At 42.7% G+C, this 19,932-nt stretch carries 15 protein-coding genes; 6 read left to right on the plus strand and 9 right to left on the minus strand.

Annotation, left to right across the window (positions count from 1 at the left end):
* Positions 1 to 31 precede the first annotated feature (31 nt).
* The 5 genes from MF4640_RS03715 to rsfS all read left to right on the plus strand — a co-directional run bounded on the left by MF4640_RS03715 (position 32) and on the right by rsfS (position 5,947).
* On the plus strand, positions 32 to 2,845 hold the full coding sequence (locus MF4640_RS03715) for an ATP-binding protein (RefSeq protein WP_078388730.1): 2,814 nt from the start codon (positions 32 to 34) through the stop codon (positions 2,843 to 2,845).
* Positions 2,846 to 2,958: 113 nt separating this feature from the next.
* The gene (locus tag MF4640_RS03720) at positions 2,959 to 3,747 is read left to right on the plus strand and encodes a crotonase/enoyl-CoA hydratase family protein (RefSeq protein ID WP_005400765.1); all 789 of its coding nucleotides are present in this window, start codon (positions 2,959 to 2,961) and stop codon (positions 3,745 to 3,747) included.
* 34 nt (positions 3,748 to 3,781) lie between these two features.
* Positions 3,782 to 4,657, plus strand: coding sequence for an NAD(P)-dependent oxidoreductase (locus MF4640_RS03725; RefSeq protein ID WP_078388731.1), 876 nt, complete (start codon positions 3,782 to 3,784; stop codon positions 4,655 to 4,657).
* Positions 4,658 to 4,672: 15 nt separating this feature from the next.
* The gene (locus MF4640_RS03730; protein ID WP_078388732.1) at positions 4,673 to 5,467 is read left to right on the plus strand and encodes a hydroxypyruvate isomerase family protein; all 795 of its coding nucleotides are present in this window, start codon (positions 4,673 to 4,675) and stop codon (positions 5,465 to 5,467) included.
* A gap of 75 nt (positions 5,468 to 5,542) precedes the next feature.
* Entirely contained in the window at positions 5,543 to 5,947 is a 405-nt protein-coding gene (rsfS, locus tag MF4640_RS03735; RefSeq protein WP_004692321.1) for a ribosome silencing factor, read from the plus strand.
* A gap of 47 nt (positions 5,948 to 5,994) precedes the next feature.
* On the opposite strand, the gene MF4640_RS03740 is transcribed toward rsfS, so the two are convergent.
* The 6 genes from MF4640_RS03740 to MF4640_RS03765 form a co-directional block, all read right to left on the minus strand.
* On the minus strand, positions 5,995 to 6,603 hold the full coding sequence (locus tag MF4640_RS03740; RefSeq protein WP_078388733.1) for a hypothetical protein: 609 nt from the start codon (positions 6,601 to 6,603) through the stop codon (positions 5,995 to 5,997).
* Positions 6,604 to 6,620: 17 nt separating this feature from the next.
* Complete coding sequence (locus tag MF4640_RS03745) at positions 6,621 to 7,958, minus strand: ammonium transporter (protein ID WP_078388734.1); 1,338 nt, start codon at positions 7,956 to 7,958, stop codon at positions 6,621 to 6,623.
* 185 nt (positions 7,959 to 8,143) lie between these two features.
* Positions 8,144 to 8,845, minus strand: a complete 702-nt coding sequence (locus tag MF4640_RS03750) for an XAC2610-related protein (RefSeq protein ID WP_078388735.1) — start codon at positions 8,843 to 8,845, stop codon at positions 8,144 to 8,146.
* A gap of 97 nt (positions 8,846 to 8,942) precedes the next feature.
* Entirely contained in the window at positions 8,943 to 10,397 is a 1,455-nt protein-coding gene (locus MF4640_RS03755) for an NAD(P)(+) transhydrogenase (Re/Si-specific) subunit beta (protein ID WP_078388736.1), read from the minus strand.
* A 3-nt stretch (positions 10,398 to 10,400) separates the two neighbouring features.
* The gene (locus tag MF4640_RS03760; RefSeq protein ID WP_004692331.1) at positions 10,401 to 10,724 is read right to left on the minus strand and encodes a proton-translocating transhydrogenase family protein; all 324 of its coding nucleotides are present in this window, start codon (positions 10,722 to 10,724) and stop codon (positions 10,401 to 10,403) included.
* 11 nt (positions 10,725 to 10,735) lie between these two features.
* The gene (locus tag MF4640_RS03765) at positions 10,736 to 11,863 is read right to left on the minus strand and encodes an NAD(P) transhydrogenase subunit alpha (protein WP_004979125.1); all 1,128 of its coding nucleotides are present in this window, start codon (positions 11,861 to 11,863) and stop codon (positions 10,736 to 10,738) included.
* A gap of 1,064 nt (positions 11,864 to 12,927) precedes the next feature.
* Between MF4640_RS03765 and MF4640_RS03770 the strand changes: the two genes are divergently transcribed.
* Positions 12,928 to 14,118: an MFS transporter gene (locus MF4640_RS03770; protein WP_078388737.1), complete on the plus strand. Its 1,191-nt coding sequence runs from the start codon at positions 12,928 to 12,930 to the stop codon at positions 14,116 to 14,118.
* A gap of 62 nt (positions 14,119 to 14,180) precedes the next feature.
* Here MF4640_RS03770 and MF4640_RS03775 read toward each other — a convergent pair whose 3' ends face one another.
* The 3 genes from MF4640_RS03775 to MF4640_RS03785 all read right to left on the minus strand — a co-directional run bounded on the left by MF4640_RS03775 (position 14,181) and on the right by MF4640_RS03785 (position 19,930).
* Entirely contained in the window at positions 14,181 to 14,825 is a 645-nt protein-coding gene (locus tag MF4640_RS03775; RefSeq protein ID WP_004692336.1) for a HEPN domain-containing protein, read from the minus strand.
* A 735-nt stretch (positions 14,826 to 15,560) separates the two neighbouring features.
* On the minus strand, positions 15,561 to 18,665 hold the full coding sequence (locus MF4640_RS03780) for a type I restriction endonuclease subunit R (RefSeq protein ID WP_078388738.1): 3,105 nt from the start codon (positions 18,663 to 18,665) through the stop codon (positions 15,561 to 15,563).
* A gap of 2 nt (positions 18,666 to 18,667) precedes the next feature.
* Positions 18,668 to 19,930, minus strand: coding sequence for an FRG domain-containing protein (locus tag MF4640_RS03785; protein ID WP_078388739.1), 1,263 nt, complete (start codon positions 19,928 to 19,930; stop codon positions 18,668 to 18,670).
* Positions 19,931 to 19,932 lie beyond the last annotated feature (2 nt).

The following is a 19,932-nucleotide window of genomic DNA, read 5'->3' on the forward strand; positions in this document are numbered from 1 at the left end:
TTCAAAGCATAGGGAATAAATCACTTGCACCATGTCAAATATCAATAAAAAGTTATTTAATCGTCTGCACTTAAACCATGCTTATGGACAGCTCATTGCACTTATTTTTGTGCCGATTATGATCTTGGCTTGTGTAGGTGCATTACTGGTCATTACCGAAACTTCAAATGCCGCCAAAGCCCAGCAGCGACAAATGGCGATAGCGATTTTAACGCGCTACCAACTGGATGCAGAAGCAGCAATCAATTTGGTGAATGCCTCCCCTTGGCAGTATGAAAATGCACGTTATTTGATGCAAAAAATGTTAGATGAAAAACATCTGATTCGTGCCGCAATTATTGATGACAAAGGCAATAACAAACTCAGCATTGGCTACCAAGACCAAGCGCCGTGGCCTGCGCTGAAAAAAAATACTGATTTTTTTGGCCCAATGAATTTTAAAGGTAATACAGTATATGGTTTGCCCATCAACCAATTTACAGGCACGCCTGCGCAGTTGGTGGTTGAGTTAGATAACCAGCCCTTACAAATTGCCCGTTATCGCGTGTTGATTGTGTTGATTGCGACAGGTCTGTTGACACTATTACTACTTTTACTCTGTTTAAATTTCTACTCGCGTCGCTGGATTGCGCCGATGTATGAAATTCGCATGCAGCTGCAACGTTTAAATGCCGACACCCTCGATCAACACATGCTGATTAACAGCACCGGTGAATTACGCTTACTACAGCGCGATATTGCCAATGTGGTGAAACGCCTGCATTTTAGTTTTTTAGAATTGAAAGAACACACTGAGCAAACGGAAGACGATTTACGTCGAACCCTTGACACTTTAGAAGTGCAAAACATTACCTATCGTCAAGCGCGTGACCAAGCCATTTCAGCAAGTCAGTCCAAGTCTGTATTCTTGGCCAATATCAGCCATGAACTGCGCACGCCACTGAACAGTATTGATGGTTTTATTCACCTGTTACTGCGTCAAGACAACCTCAACAATGATCAAAACCTGTATTTACAAACCATCCGAAAATCATCTGCACACTTACTGGCACTGATTAATGATGTTTTAGATTTTTCAAAAATTGATGCAGGTAAACTAGAACTCGATACTGCAACTTTTGATTTAGAAGAAGCAATTTTTGATGTTATGGATATGCTGTCTCCTCTTGCTGCACAAAAGCATATCGATATGGCCTTTTACTATGCCGACAATGTGCCAAAGCATGTGGTTGGAGATGCCCTACGCTTCAAACAAATTTTAACCAACCTGATTTCCAATGCCATTAAGTTTACTCCTGATGGTGAGATCATCGTCCGCGCAAGAATGGAACAAGATGATATTGGACAGTGCCTATTGCACTTTAGTGTACAAGACAGCGGCATCGGACTCAGTGGAACCGACCGTAAAAAACTGTTTGAGTCTTTCTCGCAAGGCGATGCTTCGGTCACGCGTCAATTTGGCGGCACAGGTCTAGGCTTAGCGATTTCCAAACAGCTGGTGCATTTGATGCAGGGGCAAATTGGATTTGAGGACAACCAAGAACGCGCGCCAACCGAAAAAGGTTCCACCTTCTGGTTTACAGCCATGTTTATGGTCAATGAAGAAGATGAGTACGTTGAGCATCCTCAGTTTAGCGATATGCAAGTGGTCTCGTATTTGGCACATCCTGCAACGGCCAATATTCTGCGTCATTATCTTGAAGACTATGCTGTGGAACACATCGAATCGAGTTCAATTTTAGACTTGTTCAGCCACCTCAACAGACTGCCTCAAGATGTGGAAAATACATGGTTGATTGTTGATCACAGTGGTGATACCGAAGCCTTATTAAAAGAAATTCGTCAGCGTTATAGCGGTAACCTTGCGGTTTATGGTTACCAGATGTCACTCGATTTGACCACGCTGAATGAATATCGCGCACGACCACTATACCAACCGCTCAGTCGGAGTGCTTTGATTCAATTGCTCAGCAATCAACCGCTATTTGAAGAAGACGAAATGGAGTCCTTCAATGGTCAAGGCTTACATATTTTAGCGGTGGATGACCATCTCCCTAACCTGATTGTCCTTGAAGCCCTACTAGGCGAGTTGAATGTCACGACAACAAAAGCTTTAAGCGGTCAACAAGCCTTAGAGATTTTACAAGAGCGCGCTGAACACGACAGCAAAGCTTTTGATTTGGTGTTTATGGATATTCAAATGCCTGTCATGTCGGGTGTCGACACCACACGTGCCATTCGTGCGCTGGAGTCAACCATTGAAAACCATAAGCGTTTGCCCATCATTGCCCTCACCGCACATGCATTGGCCGATGAAAAACAAAAACTACTGCAAGTCGGCATGGACGACTATGTCACCAAACCAATTCAAATTGATCAGATCATTCAAATCCTGACCCATTGGACCACTGATCGCTTCAATAAAGGCTCGCCTGTTGAAAAAGCCATCGTGATTGAAGCACTTGATCCGAAGGTGCTCGACTGGCAGCAAAGCTTACAGTTGGCCGCCAATAAAGAAGACTTAGCGGTCGACTTATTGCGTATGTTAATGGACAGTTTTGATACTGAGCTACATGAAATGAAGCAGTTGATTGAAATGGAAGATTTCCCACAATTAGAACATGTGCTACACCGTCTGTATGGTGCAACACGCTATGTCGGTGTACCCAACTTACAAGAAGCAACAGGGACATTTGAACAGTTTGTTTCAACCTTACGTAAAGAGCGTCGTAAAGCAGATGAACAGTTTGTTCAAGAAACCATAAAGCGTTTCAATGAACTCAAAGTCGTGATTGAACAAGTACAACATGCGGCACAGCAAATTTTAATCAAACATAGCCCATAAAACATTCAAAAGAGCATGGCACCAAAGACAAGTTGCGACGTGACTCTTGGTGTCATTTATCCGCACGGGAGCTATGCTATGCTCCGTGCGAGCAAAAAATAAGAGTTCTCATCATGGCTTTACTTCGCATTGAAAACAAAAATGGCATTGCCACTGTTTCACTTAACCGTCCAGACAAACGCAATGCGATGAGTTTCGACCTGTTGCGCGAATTGGTTAAAACTGCTGAAAAAATTAAAAAAGACCGTAGCATTCGCTGTGTCATCCTTACTGGTGAAGCGCAAGTCTTTAGTGCAGGCATTGATCTTGCCGATTTGAACAATCCGAAGAATCGCGCCTATGCCGCGTGGGAACTGATCAAACCGGGACAAAGCCTCTTTCAAAAAGCCTTCCTGATTTGGCAAGAACTGCCTGTTCCTGTGATTGCCGCGATTGAAGGATTTTGCTTTGGCGCTGGTATGCAACTGGCTTTAGCGGCGGATATTCGTGTCGCACACCCTGCAACCCAAATGTCGATTATGGAAAGCCGTTGGGGACTGGTCCCGGATATGGGACTGACGCGCTCTTTGAAAGGTCTAATCGGACTAGATCTTGCCAAAGAATTAACGCTTACGGCGCGTATTTTCGATGCAACTTATGCCAAAGAAATTGGCTTAGTCACACATCTTGATGAATCACCGCTTGCTAAAGCTCAAGCCATTGCAGAAGAAATGTTACAACGCTCACCAGATGCGCTCATGGCCTCAAAATATGTGCTAGATGCCATGCAGCATGAGCCTAAAAAATCCTTACGTTTGGAAAAAATTTGGCAGCTCAAATTACTGTTAGGTAAAAATAGCCAAATCGCACGTAAAAAAGATAAACAACCCGACGTGCAGTATCTACCACGCCAATACAAATAACAGTATTTAAGCACTGACAATCAAAGAGGGTCCCATGAGTTTCGATCGACACACTAAAATTGCATTTCTCGGCATGGGACTCATGGGCAGCCGTATGGCCACCCGCTTACTTCAAGCGGGTTTCGAAGTCGCTGTATGGAACCGTACCCGCAGTGCCTGCGATGCACTCATTGATTTGGGGGCGACAGACTTAGCGCTACAAAACATTGCCGACTACCCTGTAGTTCTGACCTGTTTAGCCGACGACAAAGCCGCACTCAGCGTTTATGAACAAATCGAACCGTTTTTGACGGCGAAGCAAGTGATTATCGACTTTTCCAGTCTTTCGGTGGAGCAAACCCTGAGCCTTGCAGCACGTGCCGAACAAAAACAGGTGCAATGGATCGACTCGCCTGTTTCAGGGGGGATTGTCGGAGCAGAGCAAGGCACACTGGTGATCTTTGCAGGAGGCGATGCACAGACGATTCAAGACTTGTCTTTGATTTATAATATCTTGTCACAACGTGTCACCTGTATGGGCAATACTGGAACAGGACAAGCCACCAAAATTTGTAATCAACTGATTGTGGCAGCCAATAGCACGCTGATTGCAGAAGCAGTTGCTTTAGCAGCCAAAGCTGGCGTGGACACTCGCTTACTTGCACCTGCGCTTGCAGGCGGTTTTGCCGATTCGAAACCCTTTCAAATTTTAAGTCCACGTATGGCGACTCACCTGTTTGAGCCCGTACAGTGGAAAGTTCAAACCCTGTCCAAAGACTTGAACAATGCTGTGCAGCTTGCTGCGCAGCACCAACTCGACATTCCTGTTGCAGCGCGAGCACTTCAGCAATTGCAAGCACACCAACAACAAGGCTATGCTGAAGCTGATCTTGCCTCAGTCATATTACAAGTAGAACAACAAGCCAAATAAAATTAGGAGAAAATCATGACCAAACTTGCTGTAAATTTATCCATGATTTTTACCGAAGTACCGCTGCTTGAGCGTTTTGCTTTGGCTCAAACCGCAGGCTTTAAACATGTGGAAATCCAATTTCCCTATGAACTCAGCATTGAACAAATTCAAACTCAGCTTACGCTTCATAACTTAAGCCTCTGCCTCATTAACGTTCCTGCGGGCGACTTAATGACCGGTGGCAATGGGCTCGCAGGAGTCCCAGGCAAAGAGCTAGAGTTTCATCACGCTCTTCAGTTAGCAGTGCAATATGCCAGCGCACTCAAAGTGCCAAGTGTGAATATCCTTGCTGGCAAACAACCCCTAGATGCCGACCTACTGCCCTGTTTAAATACCTTATCCAAGAACCTGAAACTGGCCTGCCATATGTTCAGTGAACATGACATTCAGCCTGTATTTGAAATGATCAACGGCACCGATATGCCGCGCTTCTTAGTGCAAAATATTGCCCAAGCACAGGAAATGCTAGAAGCAGTACAACACCCTGCACTTAAAATGCAATACGACTGCTATCACATGGCCATGATGGGTGAAGATGTGTTGCAAGGACTACAAGAAAATATTCAAGCTATTGGTCACATCCAATTTGCAGACTGTCCGGGGCGGCATGAGCCAGATACTGCACAAATTATGTATGCAAATATTTTTGAATGGCTACAACACAGCAGTTATGACGGTTTTATTGCGGCTGAATATCGACCAAAAACTGTTTCAACTCAGTCCTTTGCATGGAAGGCAAAATACTTTGCTGCACATCCTCAAAGTTGAACCATTGCGGATTTGAAATTTTCGCCTAAAAACGCTATATTATAAGATGAGTTATTGTCCGGAAAAATTCCCTTTATGAATTTAGAACCATCGCCCAGCGCTTCTAATTCTCACGATTTCGCAATGAATACCCAAGCTGCCGACGTACAAGCTTGCTTAAAAGTTGTACATGAAGCCCTTGAAGATGTAAAAGCAAAAGATATTTTAGCGATTGATGTCAGCCTAATCAGCAACGTCGCTGATGCAATTGTGATTGCAAGCGGTACATCAACGCGTCACATCAAAGCACTTGCTGATAACGTTGCTGAAGAAGCACGTAAAGCAGGTTTTCGCCCTCTCGGTGTCGAAGGCGAACGTGATGCAGAATGGATCTTGATTGATCTTGGCTTTGTTGTTGTGCACGTGATGTTGCCAACAGCACGTCGTTTCTACGACCTAGAAAGCCTTTGGCGTGCAGCCCCAGAAGAAACTGTAGCCTAATATGAAAAGAGCGACCTGAAGGTCGCTTTTTTTATGTCTAATTTTATTTAAATTAAGCGATGCATATCGACCATTGGGTAACGCTCTTTCACTTGGCGCTTCACGTGGGCATAGAGTTGATCTGCTTTTGCAGGACCATAAAACTCACAATAATTTTCATAACAGACTGTCAAGATCTGCGCATATTGAGTCATGGGCAAAGCTTCGAGCACCGCTCGATCATTCAAGGCCTGATACCTATCAATCACAATGGATAAAGCCTCTAGCTGCATTTTCACTTCACGCTCAAACTCCTGCACATCAACGGCTTTGACTGCTTGACAGATATTTTGCATAAAAAACGTCAATGCATCGAGTAACACTGCTCCCCCTTGTTCGCTTTTCGATGCTTTTGCAGAGGGATTCAACAACACTTGTTTTTCAACTTGGGCCATCTCGGCCAAGACATTTTTGAGCATGTCTTTTCGAAAGTAACGTAATTCCTCTGTGGTACAGATTTCACTCAAAAAACGATTCAGGACAAAGGAGGGTTGATCACCATATTTCGCTTCCCAATGATTCAATACTTGCTCTAAAAGTGTTCCTTGTAAGTACTGACTTAACCCACGTTCGATCGCTTGGCGTTTTTGTAAAATAGTTAATGTTTCAGTCGACATGAGCTATCCTCCTTTCATTAATGACGTTTGGTCATATCATCAGTTTCAAACGTCACATCACGCTGAAACTCAGGATAAGATAGTTCTGCATGTTCGGTATAGTCCAAGCCACGTTGTTCATGTTGTTTACTCACCCGCAAACCACCAAGAACGAGGTCTAAGACTTTAAAGACGATCAACGCCACACCAAAACCCCACGCAAAGGCTGTCAAAATCCCCAAGCCTTGTACCGCAATGAGCCCCGCATTAAACATATTGTTTTCAAAAAACAAACCCGCTGCCAATGTGCCCCATGCCCCACAAAAACCATGCACAGTCACCGCATCGACCACATCATCCAAGCGGAGTTTTTCCATCACCACTGGTAAAATACTGACCAGTACACCTGCAACCGCCCCACTGATGATGGCATACAGTGGACTCATGGTTGCACAGCCCGCCGTAATTGCAACCAGCCCACCCAAGGAGGCATTAATGGTGCCGCGCATTAAAATTGCTTTACCACGTATTAGGGTATAAACCATATAGGCAACTGCCGAAGCACACGCCGCCAAATGTGTATTCAAGGCAATCCGCCCAATACTCACATCTGCCTTCACGGTAGAGGCCGCATTAAAACCAAACCATGCCAGCCATAGAACAAAACCGCCTAGCGCCACCAACGGTAAATTATGTCCTGCCAAATAATGGACCTGCCCATTGCGTCCAAACCGTCCTAAACGGGGTCCCAGCACAATAATTCCGGCTAAGGCCACCCATCCACCAATCGAATGCACCACCGTTGAACCAGCAAAGTCGATAAAGCCCATGGCTTTTAGCCAACCTTCACCATCAAATAGACTCCCCCAAGCCCATGCACCAAAAATCGGGTAGATCAAACCACTGACCACCGCAGCACTCACGATATACGCCACAAAGTGAATCCGCTCAGCCATCGCCCCACTGGCAATCGTCGTGGCGGTGGCCGCAAACATCATTTGAAAGAACAAGAGGTTCCAGTGCCAGTCATCCATGGCATTGGGTGCAAAATGCGAAGTTCCTATCCAACCACTCGTATTGACACCAAACATCAAACCAAAGCCAATCAACCAAAACACCAAGCCCCCTAAACAGGCATCCATATAGTTTTTCATGAGTACATTAATGGTGTTTTTAGAGCGCACCGAACCACTTTCAATCAGGGCAAAACCTGCTTGCATGAAAAACACCAAGATGCCACCCAGCACCACCCAGACACTGTCAAGCGAGAGGCGAATCTCTTGAATATTTTGAGCCTGTGTTGGCAGGGGCTCTGCAGCAAAACTGGGTAAAGCAATACAGCACACAAAGAAGAGTAAGTATTTTATTTTTTTCATGAATAATCCCCCAAAGATTATTCATTTCAATTGCAAAATCAATGCCAGTGTTTCAACACATTACGGATATTTAATCATGATCCATGCCCGCCAATATAAACGGAGCGATTTAAACAAGGTGAAAAAACGATACACCATACAAGAAGTCAAAATGAATTTATAAGCCAATTGATAAAACATAACTTTTAGTTTTTATAGTACTCATCCACAGCATAATAGTGAACCTTCTCTATCCATCGACCACGATTCAGCGTTCGCTCTGTCACTTTAACCTTTCCCGCTTGGACTGTTGCATCTTCAATAAACTCTTTGACTAAACTCAAACCATGTTTAGGAATCACAATATATTCCGAACGGATGTGATAACAACATCCACTTTTATTGAAGGTTAAGATTCTTTTCTGTTTTGGATCGACCTCAAACATGCCCAAATTTTCATGGGTTAAGGCCGATAGCTCCTCACTCAGAACAAATTTATTTTTGGTTCGATGAAAGACATACACATCGTAGGTTGGTCCACCATAGGCACCATAGTTACCATTACGGATGGCGACATCCTCACTCCCGTCAAAGTTAAAGTCAGCAAAAATTAATGCGCTTTGCTCACCATAAAGCTGCACCACATTAACAGACGGTTTGTAAGTTTCGTCCAGATCCATCGTCAATTCAGCCGAGGAAAAATGCTGAAAGTGCTGTGTTGTCCCTTTTAGGTAAAGATCAATATTGGCTTGTCCATCACAGCTACTGTCCGTACAGTTCCTCGTCATTTTTACATCATAGTGCTTCGATGCATTTTTTATTTCGAAGACTTGAGCCTGAGTAGTTTGACTCAAAACGAACACACCAAATATCAACAGCAGCTGACACGAGATCTGATTTATGTTCATATTGTTTTCTTATTGAAAAGTTAAACATCATCTTAGCAAAAGCTGCAAACATAAAAAAACCACCCGAAGGTGGTCTTTATACACTCTAGGAGGAGGATTAGTGTCCACCACCATTGATTGCTTTAGTCATGTCTTCAACCACTTTCTTCGCATCACCGAAGATCATCATAGTTTTTTCGTTATAGAACAAATCGTTGTCTAGACCTGCATAACCTGTCGCCATAGAACGTTTGATGACCATAATGGTACGTGCTTTATGTGCTTCAAGAATTGGCATGCCATAAATTGGAGATGTTGGATCGTCTTTCGCTGCAGGGTTGACCACGTCATTCGCACCAATCACAAGCACCACATCTGTTGCAGGGAAGTCAGAGTTAATCTCATCCATCTCTAAGATGTCTTCATAAGCCACGTCTGCTTCAGCCAAAAGTACGTTCATGTGACCCGGCATACGACCAGCAACTGGGTGAATGGCGAAGCGCACTTTTACACCCTGTTCTTTTAGGATTTCACACAGTTCTTTGACCGCATTTTGTGCACGACCTTGCGCCATACCATAACCCGGTACGATCACAACGCTGTCTGCATTTGACATCAAGAAGCCGGCGTCATCTGCTGAACCAGAACGATGGTTACGCTGTGCTTGTTCGCCTTTGTCTGCAGAAGCTACCGCAGTTCCACCCATTGCACCACCAAACAAAACGTTGATGATTGAACGGTTCATGGCTTTACACATGATGTAAGACAGAATCGCACCTGAAGAACCCACCAGTGAACCCGCAACGATCAACATATTGTTTTCGAGTGTGAAACCAATACCTGCTGCTGCCCAACCAGAGAAGGAGTTCAATAGCGATACCACCACTGGCATATCACCGCCGCCGACTGGTGCAATCCACACCCAACCGAATGCAAGTGCCAGTGCAGTCATAGCCCAGAATGCATTCATGTTGCCTGTTGTGAAGAAGTACACACCACATGCCAACATTGCAAGGAAAATCAGCGCTTGTACAGGTTTAACCCATGCACCAGAAATGGTTTTCGCCCATTTTTTTGCAGCCAATTTACCATAAGCAAATACAGACGCTGTAAAGGTAATCGCACCGACGAAACAGCCCACGAACAATTCAAATAAATGAACCTGGCTCATGTGTGCATGTTGCACACCCGCAGCAGTTAATGCCGCTTCATTTTGTGCAAATAATGCAGTCAGTTGGTTGTTATGTAGAATTGCCGCAATCGCAATCAATACCGCAGCCAGGCCCACCAAAGAGTGCATCAATGCGACCGTTTCAGGCATCTGCGTCATAGGTACAGTGCGCGCACGAGCAATACCCACAATCGCACCCAGCACCATCGCACCACCAATCATCCAAATCACAGGATGATCTGCCACAAAGAAGGTAGTCACTACAGCAATCGCCATTGCGATCATGCCGTAACGGTTGCCTTGAATTGCCGTCTTCGGGCCAGACAAACCACGTAAAGTTAAGATAAAGAGGACAGCACCAATCAGGTAGAACCAATCCGCATAGTCTCGAATGAATTCCATATATTAGCCCTCTTTTTTCTTTTGCTTTGGCTTGAACATTTCAAGCATGCGCGCAGTTACTGCGAAGCCACCGAAAATATTGATACTTGCTAAGAACACCGCAATCGCACCTAAGATGCTCACCACATTCACACTTTGGAATGCAACATTCGCATCAACACCAATTGCAGGAATCCCCACCGTTTGAATCATTGCACCGACCACGATGATCGATGACAACGCATTGGTAACTGCCATAAGCGGTGTATGTAGTGCTGGCGTAACGCCCCACACGACATAGTAGCCTACAAAGATGGCAAGGACGAAAATTGTAATTGTTTCAACCATGATCTATCTCCTTAACCACGCTTCAGCAGTACTTGACCGCCATGAGTTACTAGAAGGGCTTTTTGAATTTCTTCTTCAGGATTGATAGCAAAGTTTTTCTCTGCATCAAATAAAGTATCTAAGAAGTTCAAGACATTTCGTGCATACAAAGCAGAAGCTTCAGTTGAAACTGTAGAAGGAATGTTTGGAATACCTAAAATGGTTACGCCGTTGTCAGTCACAACATTTTCACCATTCTTAGAACCTTCAACGTTACCGCCTGTTTCAACCGCCATATCGAGGATGATTGAACCTGGTTTCATTTTGGCAACTGTTTCCGCCTTAATCAGACGTGGTGCATTACGACCTGGTAAAAGTGCAGTGGTAATCACGATGTCAGCATTCGATACAGCTTTGTCCACAATAATAGCTTGATCGCGGATATAGTCTTCACCTGGCATCCAACCATAACCATTTTTCGCAGCATCGGCTGCTTTTTGCTGTTCTTCCGCTGACATAGGTACGTCTAGCCATTTGCCACCCAAAGATTCCACTTGATCTTTCGCAGTCGGACGTAAATCCGTTGCTTCAACCACAGCACCCAAACGTTTTGCTGTCGCAATCGCTTGTAGACCAGCAACACCGACCCCCATGATCACGACACGTGCAGGTTTTACAGTACCCGCAGCCGTCATCAACATTGGGAACATGCGCTGGTACTCTGCCGCAGCAAGAAGCACTGACTTGTAACCCGACAAGTTAGCTTGTGAAGATAATACGTCCATGTTCTGCGCACGAGATAAAGTTCGTGGCAGTAGCTCCAAAGCAAATGCAGACACTTGTTGTGATGCAAATTGATCAAGCTCCGTATTACGGTACGGGTCAAACATGGCAATAACCGATGTATTTGGCGCAAGCTTTTGAATTTCAGCACCCTGAGGGGCACGTACTTTCAAAATCATTTGGCTACCGGTATAGGCATCATCTGTCAGCGTAGCACCGACTTGCTCATAAGCACTGTCGATATAAGCAGCTTTCACACCTGCTCTACGTTCAATCACTACACTATGACCAGCACTGATCAACTTTTTTACCGTTTCTGGCGTTGCGGCTACACGATTTTCACCGACGACAGTTTCGGCTGGAATTCCGATCTGCATGAGCGTCCCTCAAGCTAGTTTTTCTTAAAGTAAACATCACCGATTAGGCAATGTTTTCTCACAGGATGTTCTTATGAATTTTTGGATTCTAATGAAACTTTTTTAAAATACCACCCACTATTTATTTAATAAATACCCATATACTGAACTGGTGATTCATAAAAAATATTGGGTGATATCTCGTTTATTTACTTTGAATCCGCTTAAAAATTGATTTATTTCTATTCAAATTCTGAGCTACAGATCTTTTTACACTAAAATCTGCACTTTTTTTGCACAAAACTAAGTCCTTTAATTCCGCAGTATTGATCTTTTTGACCAATCCAAGAATATGAACCACCACGTTCACATTAACCCGAACCTGTCATTCATCGAGCTTTGCCATCTGCCGTCGCGCAAACTTTGCAGGCATTGACTTGAATGACAGTTTTGCCCCATTTGCAAAAGCTTAGAATTGGCCTGTTCCTATGTTTCATCGATCAAAAATGCCAATGCTCAAAATTTAGTCCAACTGAAACGTGTATTTGAAGTGGATCATATAAAAATACGAGGAAGGATTAATCACGTTTAAATAGATCTAAAACGCGGAACGACCAACAAAAATGTTTTTTTCATATTTTATGGGATGATAATGGCGTGCATTGACGCACTAGCCTTAAGCAAAAATGCACCATAATTGAGCAAAAACACTTTAAATAGATGAATATTTCAACAATCAGCCCCAAATGCTTGGTATGCTTTATGAGTGAAAATGATCGAATGCAACAATTTCATACAAAATAGACGGGTGCGTTCAGAATTTTTTAAAGATTTTTATCATTTTTTGACAGGAAATTCGAAATATCATTATTTTTTGATTGTATTAGACGAAAATACTCTCCTGAGAACAGGTCATGCTATTTTCTATGTCTTCATCTTCGACTCATTTTTTATGCAGTCTTTTCTCGCCTGTTTTAGGCTTTTGACCCAGCTTCGTATACAATTTCTGAAACGATGCATCTATTTAGCTCAAACATGATGTAAACGTCTTTCTGAAAAAAATACTCCCTCATCAAAGGCTCATTATGAATACCTCTTTCGACATCAGTCGAGACAAATCTCTGCTCTGGCTGATGGCAATTGTCTGTGGCTTATGTGCAGGGGCAAACTATTATTGCCAGCCTTTGATTTCCTCTATTCAGCAAAGCTTTCAAGCGCCAGAAGAACAAGTGGCTTTGACCGTGACCTTTGCGCAAGTCTCCTATGCTTTGGGTTTACTGTTCATTGTGCCCTTAGGCGACATGCTGAACAAAGCCAAACTGATTCCATTCCTGATGTTTGGCGCATCTGCTGGACTGTTTATCTGTGCGACATCTACCAACTTATCGATGCTCTGGCTAGGCACCATTATTACAGGACTCTTTTCTGTCGCAGCACAAGTACTGATTCCTCTGGCCACGATGGCAGTCAAACCTGAAAAAACGGGAGAAGTGGTCGGTTTCCTCATGAGTGGCTTGTTGGTTGGGATCTTACTGTCGACCAGTGTGGCTGGATTACTCTCAGACTTATGGCACTGGAAAATGATTTATGTACTGAGTGGTATTGCCATGTTTGCTTTGGCCCTTCTGATGAAAGGAAAACTGCCTCAACTACCAAAACTCAAAATCACCTATTTCGACATTTTCAAGTCTATGGGGAGTCTGCTGCAACAAGAGCCGCGTTTGGTGTTTCGCTCAATCACGGGTGGATTTGCTTTTGCTGCCATGAGTATGCTGTTTTCAACCATTGCCCTACTTTTAACCTCTGAGCCATTTCAACTTTCGGATGTTTTAGTCGGCGTGGTAACTTTGGTCGGCGTATTTGGCGCACTCTCCACTCAGTGGATTGGTAAATGGGCCGATCGCGGTTATACCCTGCTTTTGACTTGGGTCGGCTGCGGGACGTTAGCCCTCAGTTGGGTGTTCCTATATTTAGGCGGGAGCTCACTCATCAGCTACATCATCGGTTATGCACTGATTAACTTAGGGCTTGCAACTACACATAGTTGTAACCAAAACGTGATTTTCCGTTTACGCCCCGATGCGAAGTCTCGGGTGAACTCCATCTATATGACCTTATATTTTATTGGTGGCGCGTGTGGCTCGGCACTGGGTGTCTATGCATGGCATCACGGCGGCTGGAGCAGTACATGTTTAGTCGGTATTACACTGGTGATGATGGCGAGTGTCTTTGCTCTGCTGGATACCCTGTATAGCAAAAAACATGGTATTGCTTAACCCTTAAAAAAGACAGTTGACTGAGTAAACTGTCTTTTGGTTTGGGCACTTCATTTTGAGCGCTAACTGACCTGAGCCACGGGGTAAAAAGGTTTACCCAAGTCGAGACTATCGGCATTTTCCAAAGCAATATACAAAAATGCGGGCAGCAAAGCCGATAAAATTTGACAGCCATCTTGTAGCTGCTTACGGTTTAATGAACTCTTATAGGTTGAACCGCCATGCATCAGCTGATTTCTCAAGGTATATAAACGGTTAAACAGTACCAGTAAAATATCAACCGAATGCTTCTGTTGTAGCGCTTTCGCCACTTTTTTCTTTTCTTGTTCAAGCTGAGCCTTACAAACCTCTAAACCAATTTTCTTATTTTGATAGTCCCAATAGCCTTGATAGGTGTATTGGTTGTCTAAGAGCATACGAATGGCTTGACTAAACTTGTCCCATAAAATGCTATAAATTCTATGATCGACATCATGCTGGCAAATTAAATGTAAGAACTGACGTAAACTCTGTTTGTCCTGACTTTGCCCCAAGTCTTGTGCATATATCGCATTGAAAGAAATCCAGAGGCTGATAAATTGCAAATCGGGATCATGATCGAGCAGGAATGCTTGCTTTAACCAACTCAGCCCACGATGTATTCTCAGATTAAACTCATCACTCTGTTGTATTTTTTTAGTTTTAAAAATTTCTTCTAAAAGCAACATCGGCTTTTCCTATACTTTATTCTTCTATATATTCAACATACTGAATGATTAAGCTAAATTCAATTTAATCCTGCTAGGACATAATGATTGATAAATCCCACAAGTTCAGTGTGAATGTTCTATCGAAAAAAACATTCTGTTTTCTATATTTCAATGTATCTAATGAATATTGGCTGCTCCTCTTACCATTAATTATAAGTTCTAAGGTTGATAAAAGCAGATAATACCTCTCAATGAATGTATTCCATTTTTGTGATAGTATTGCGTGCTATCGGAAATACCTGAATAAAAATGAAGCACCGAGTTTCATTTTTCGTCCACTCCCAAAGATCCTCCTATCGGTAATGAATGCATTTCAGCTCATTACATTGTGCTGTATCTTGCTCAATAAATGGATTGACGCTTTGGCTTTGCGACATCTGATTTTCATGTAATTTCCCACATATTTCTTTGCACCGCTTCCGCTCTAAGACATAGGTTGTTCACCATGTCTTTGCAGACAAAAGCTGATAAACACTGATCAAGAGCCTGATTTTTTAATGAATACTGACAAAACCATTGAAACCCCTCAATCTCCACGAATCAGTGTTGCACCTATGATGGATTGGACAAACAAATAAATATTACTATTTAAAAACAATGATTTATTATTATTATAAATTTTAATGGCGTAAATTTGGTGTAAAAAACAATTGGCAAGCCAAATGCTTACCAATTTTTCAATCGAATTATTAGTTAAGCACACGTCCAAGCATTCGACAAAGTCTCCGCCTGCTTCATCACCAACTCAATCGCTTCAGCTGCTTTATCAGGTGGATACTTCCAACGCTGTAAAGTACGACGTACTAATATTTTCAGCTGAGCACGGACACTGTCCCTAACCTGCCAATCGACGGTCGTTGACTTCCTGAGCTTTTCGGTAATCTCTCGTGCGATCTGTTTCAACGTATCGTCTCCAAGCTCTCTGACAGCACTTTCATTGTTTGCCAAAGCATCATAGAAAGCGATTTCATCTGGATTCAAGCCAAGTGAAGCTTCACGCTGCATTTCTGCCTGAAACTCTTTTGCCATTTGAATGAGTTCTTCAATGACCTGAGACGTTTCAATCGCTCGGTTATTGTATTTCCTCAAGGTTTCCTGCAAACGGTCAGAGAAGCGTTTTTCCTGTACCACATTGTTTCGTGTCTTTGCCTTAATGCCATCATTGAGTAACTTTTCCAACAGTTCAACTGCCAAGTTACGGTATGGCATCTGCCTTACATCTTCTAAGAACTCATCTGAAAGCAAGCCAATGTTGGGTTTATCCAAACCACACATTGCAAAGACATCTGTTACCCCATCAGCAATGACAGCATTATCCAGAATCTGTTTTAGCGTACTGTCCTTTTCCGCTTGCGACAGTTTACGATCTACAGAGGTATGCTTGCTAATGACCGCTTTAATGGCTGAGTAAAAGGCAATTTCTTTGTGCAGGTTCTTCGCTTCATCCAAGGTGCTGCATAAAGAGAAGGCTTTATTGATTGCCAGGACTAAATCAAGAAAACGCTTTTTACCATCCTTCAAGCTCAGCACATAGTTAGCTGCGGGGATAATCAGTCGGTGTGCCTGAGTTTCATAAGCACTTAAATCCATGCCAACCTGTTCATTGGTTTTGGCAAACATTCCCCGTATCGCATCCATCTTTTCAGCAAGAACCGCATAAGCTTCTTCTGCACGTAATGTTGGTTCCCCTTTACCTTTGGCATCGGTATAGGTTTTTAAGGCTTGCTTCAATTCATTAGCAATGCCGATATAGTCAACAACTAGTCCACCCTGCTTATCTTTAAAGACACGGTTCACACGTGCAATAGCCTGCATGAGGTTGTGCCCCTTCATCGGTTTGTCGATATACATGGTGTGCGTACAAGGCGCATCAAAACCTGTGAGCCACATATCGCGCACGATCACTAACTGCAAAGGATCTTTGACATCCTTAAAGCGTTTCTCAAGACGTTTTTTAGTTTGCTTATTGTAGATATGCGGCTGTAATAATGGTTTATCTGAAGCTGAACCCGTCATCACAATTTTGATTTTGCCTTTTTCAGGATCAGGGTCATGCCAATCTGGACGTAAGGCAATAATCTCATTGTAAAGGTGGACACAGATCTCTCGGCTCATGGTCACAATCATACCTTTACCCGCCGTCGCTTCAGTACGAGCTTCAAAGTGTGCGACTAAATCCGCAGCAATCTGTTTCAGCCGTGGTGTGGCACCCAGCAGCTTTTCTAGTCGGCTCCACTCACTTTTAGTCTTTTCTCGGTTACCAACATATTCTTCATCTTCTACAACCTCATCAACTTGATCAGATAGCTCTTCGATTTCAGCCTGATTAATATCTAACTTTGCCAAGCGTGATTCGTAGTAGATTGGGACTGTTGCACCATCATCGACGGCATCCTGAATATCATAGATGGAGACATAGTCGCCAAAGACGGCTCGGGTGTCTTTATCTTCACTTGAGATTGGAGTTCCAGTAAAGCCAATAAAAGCAGCATTCTTTAAAGCATCACGCATGTGCTTGGCATAGCCGAACTTGTATGTGCCATCATTGTTTAGTTTTGCTTTCAAACCATATTGGCTACGATGTGCTTCATCTGACATCACAACAATATTATGGCGTCCATTCAATAATGGATGCTCACTCTCACCTTCCAGTAATGCAAACTTTTGTACTGTAGTAAAAATGATTCCACCAGACTCACGCTCAGCCAAAAGCTGTCTTAGCTCATCACGGTTATTGGCTTGTACTGGGGTTTGCTTTAATAATTCTTGAGCATTGCTAAAGGTTTCAAAGAGCTGTCCATCCAAGTCATTACGGTCAGTCACGATTAACAAGGTTGGGTTGTGCATAGCGGGCTGCTGTAAAAGTTTACCTGCATAGCAACACATGGAGATACTTTTACCCGAGCCTTGGGTATGCCATACAACACCGGCTTTTTTATCCCCAGTTGGATTGGCTGCTGCAATGGTCGCATGTACCGCTTCCCGAACCGCATGGAATTGATGATAGCCTGCAATTTTCTTAATGGTCTTTTCGCCATCTGTTTCAAACAACACAAAGAATCGAATGTAATCCAGGAACAATTCTCGATCAAAGAAGCCTCGAATAACTGTCTCTAACTCCCATTCTAAAACGGGTTTATCATCTTCATTCTTGATCGTACGCCACGGTAAAAAGCGTTCCTGATTCGCCGTCAGTGAACCGACACGTGCTGTTACACCATCACTGACTACCAAAGCTTCATTAAATACAAACAGATCCGAGATTTCTTCTTTGTAAGTTTGCAACTGGTTAAAGGCATCCCAGATATCTGCATTTTCATCGGTTGGGCTTTTTAGCTCCAACACGGCAAACGGAATACCATTGATAAAACAGATGATGTCAGGACGTCGAGGTTGTTTAGTACCTAGAATAGTAAATTGATTGACCGCAACAAAACGGTTTTGATGCACATGATTAAAGTCCACTAAGAAGGCATGGTCATGTACCCAATCATCTTGCTTCTTATACGTGACAGGTACACCTTCCAACAACATACGATGGAAAGCGCGATTATTGGTGACAATATCTAAACTTTCAGGTTGATTCAGCTTTTGTAAGACTTGTTCAAAACAATTTATGGGAAGATGCGGATTTAATCGTTCAAATGCAGCATGTAAGTCTGATTCAATTAAGACTTGTTTATAGTCTTTGCGTAGGGGATTACTGCTGTCGGGCGCAATATCAATACCATGAACGACTTCCCAACCATTTTCAGAAAACCAATCTAAACATAAATTTTCTAGTTGTGTTTCATTCATGGTTAAGATTCCCCCTGTATCACAAAATCAAAAATATTATCAATAACTACTTCCCTATGAGTTTCAGGATAGTTCAACCTCCTCAAAACTAAACGGAGCTTTGCTTGCAACTCTAAGGCAAGATCATCTCTTTCTTCAAAATCAACTTCTTTATACTCTGTAATGATTTTTACTATCTCGGAAGCAATCCTATTTATTAAATCCTTTTCTAAAGTTTCTTCTTGCTGTAAAGAATTAATCAATAATTCAAGGATCGGTGCCACATCCTGTGACTCAAGACTTGGCTTAGGTACAACAATCTCAGTATCGATACTTGGTGGGGCAATAATTATTGATTCAGGTTGTAAGATAATAGCTTCTTTATCCTTTCTATTTTGCTCCCACTCTTCAATTAGAATATTTGAATAATCTGCAGCACCAATAAGATCAGGAAACAAACTTGCATGATGAACATTCATACGTCTCAAAAACTTTAAGCATTCTTTTTGCTGAACATTCTTGATAAAGACTTTACAAATATACTTAGCTAAAATAGCAGGCTCTTCCCCCTCATCTTGTGAAGCATTCCTTAGTTCTGCATCTGGATACTCTTCGCTTCCAAGAACTTCGATCAATTTATTTTCAATCGTGAGATCATTGGGTGAAAAAATAAAAAGTCCCGCTTGATTGACCAAACGTCCATGATCATCTTTTCGAGGTTCTAGCACTCGAATATCATTAAAGTACTCATCATCTGAGATAGCCGTTTTGTTTAGAATATAAATGGCTCTATAGGGATTATCTGTTTCCTCAGCTTCATCTGCCTTAGCAAAAGCAAAAAATAAAGCGACGTAAGGTGAATATGTCCAATCTAACAATGGCGTTTTTAATCCATAATGTTGACCAATTGCCCACAACTCATCATCCTCTCGCTTATCACCACTATTAAACAAAGAGTGATCAGAAATTCTGCCACGTATAGCTTTACGAAAAAGTTTCAACTGCGCCTCAGCCAACTTTTTATCAATTGTATTTTGTTCATTAAACCGAGCTAAAGTTGGTGTTAGCCCCCAGTCATAACGTCTATGCCCACGGAAAACTAGCTCAACTGTTTTACGATTACAAAAGTCAGTATCTAAAAATGAAGTAAATTGATTCCAGTGCTCTAACTTTGTAACAGGAATGCGACCATTAATTTGGTCATTCATTAAAATGAAACTGTCTTTTAAGCTTTCTTTATTCCATACAGGAATTCGGTCCCAATCATGTTGTTCATATTGAGTCATAA

The organism is Acinetobacter sp. MF4640 (assembly GCF_002018895.1).
Classification (GTDB): domain Bacteria; phylum Pseudomonadota; class Gammaproteobacteria; order Pseudomonadales; family Moraxellaceae; genus Acinetobacter; species Acinetobacter johnsonii.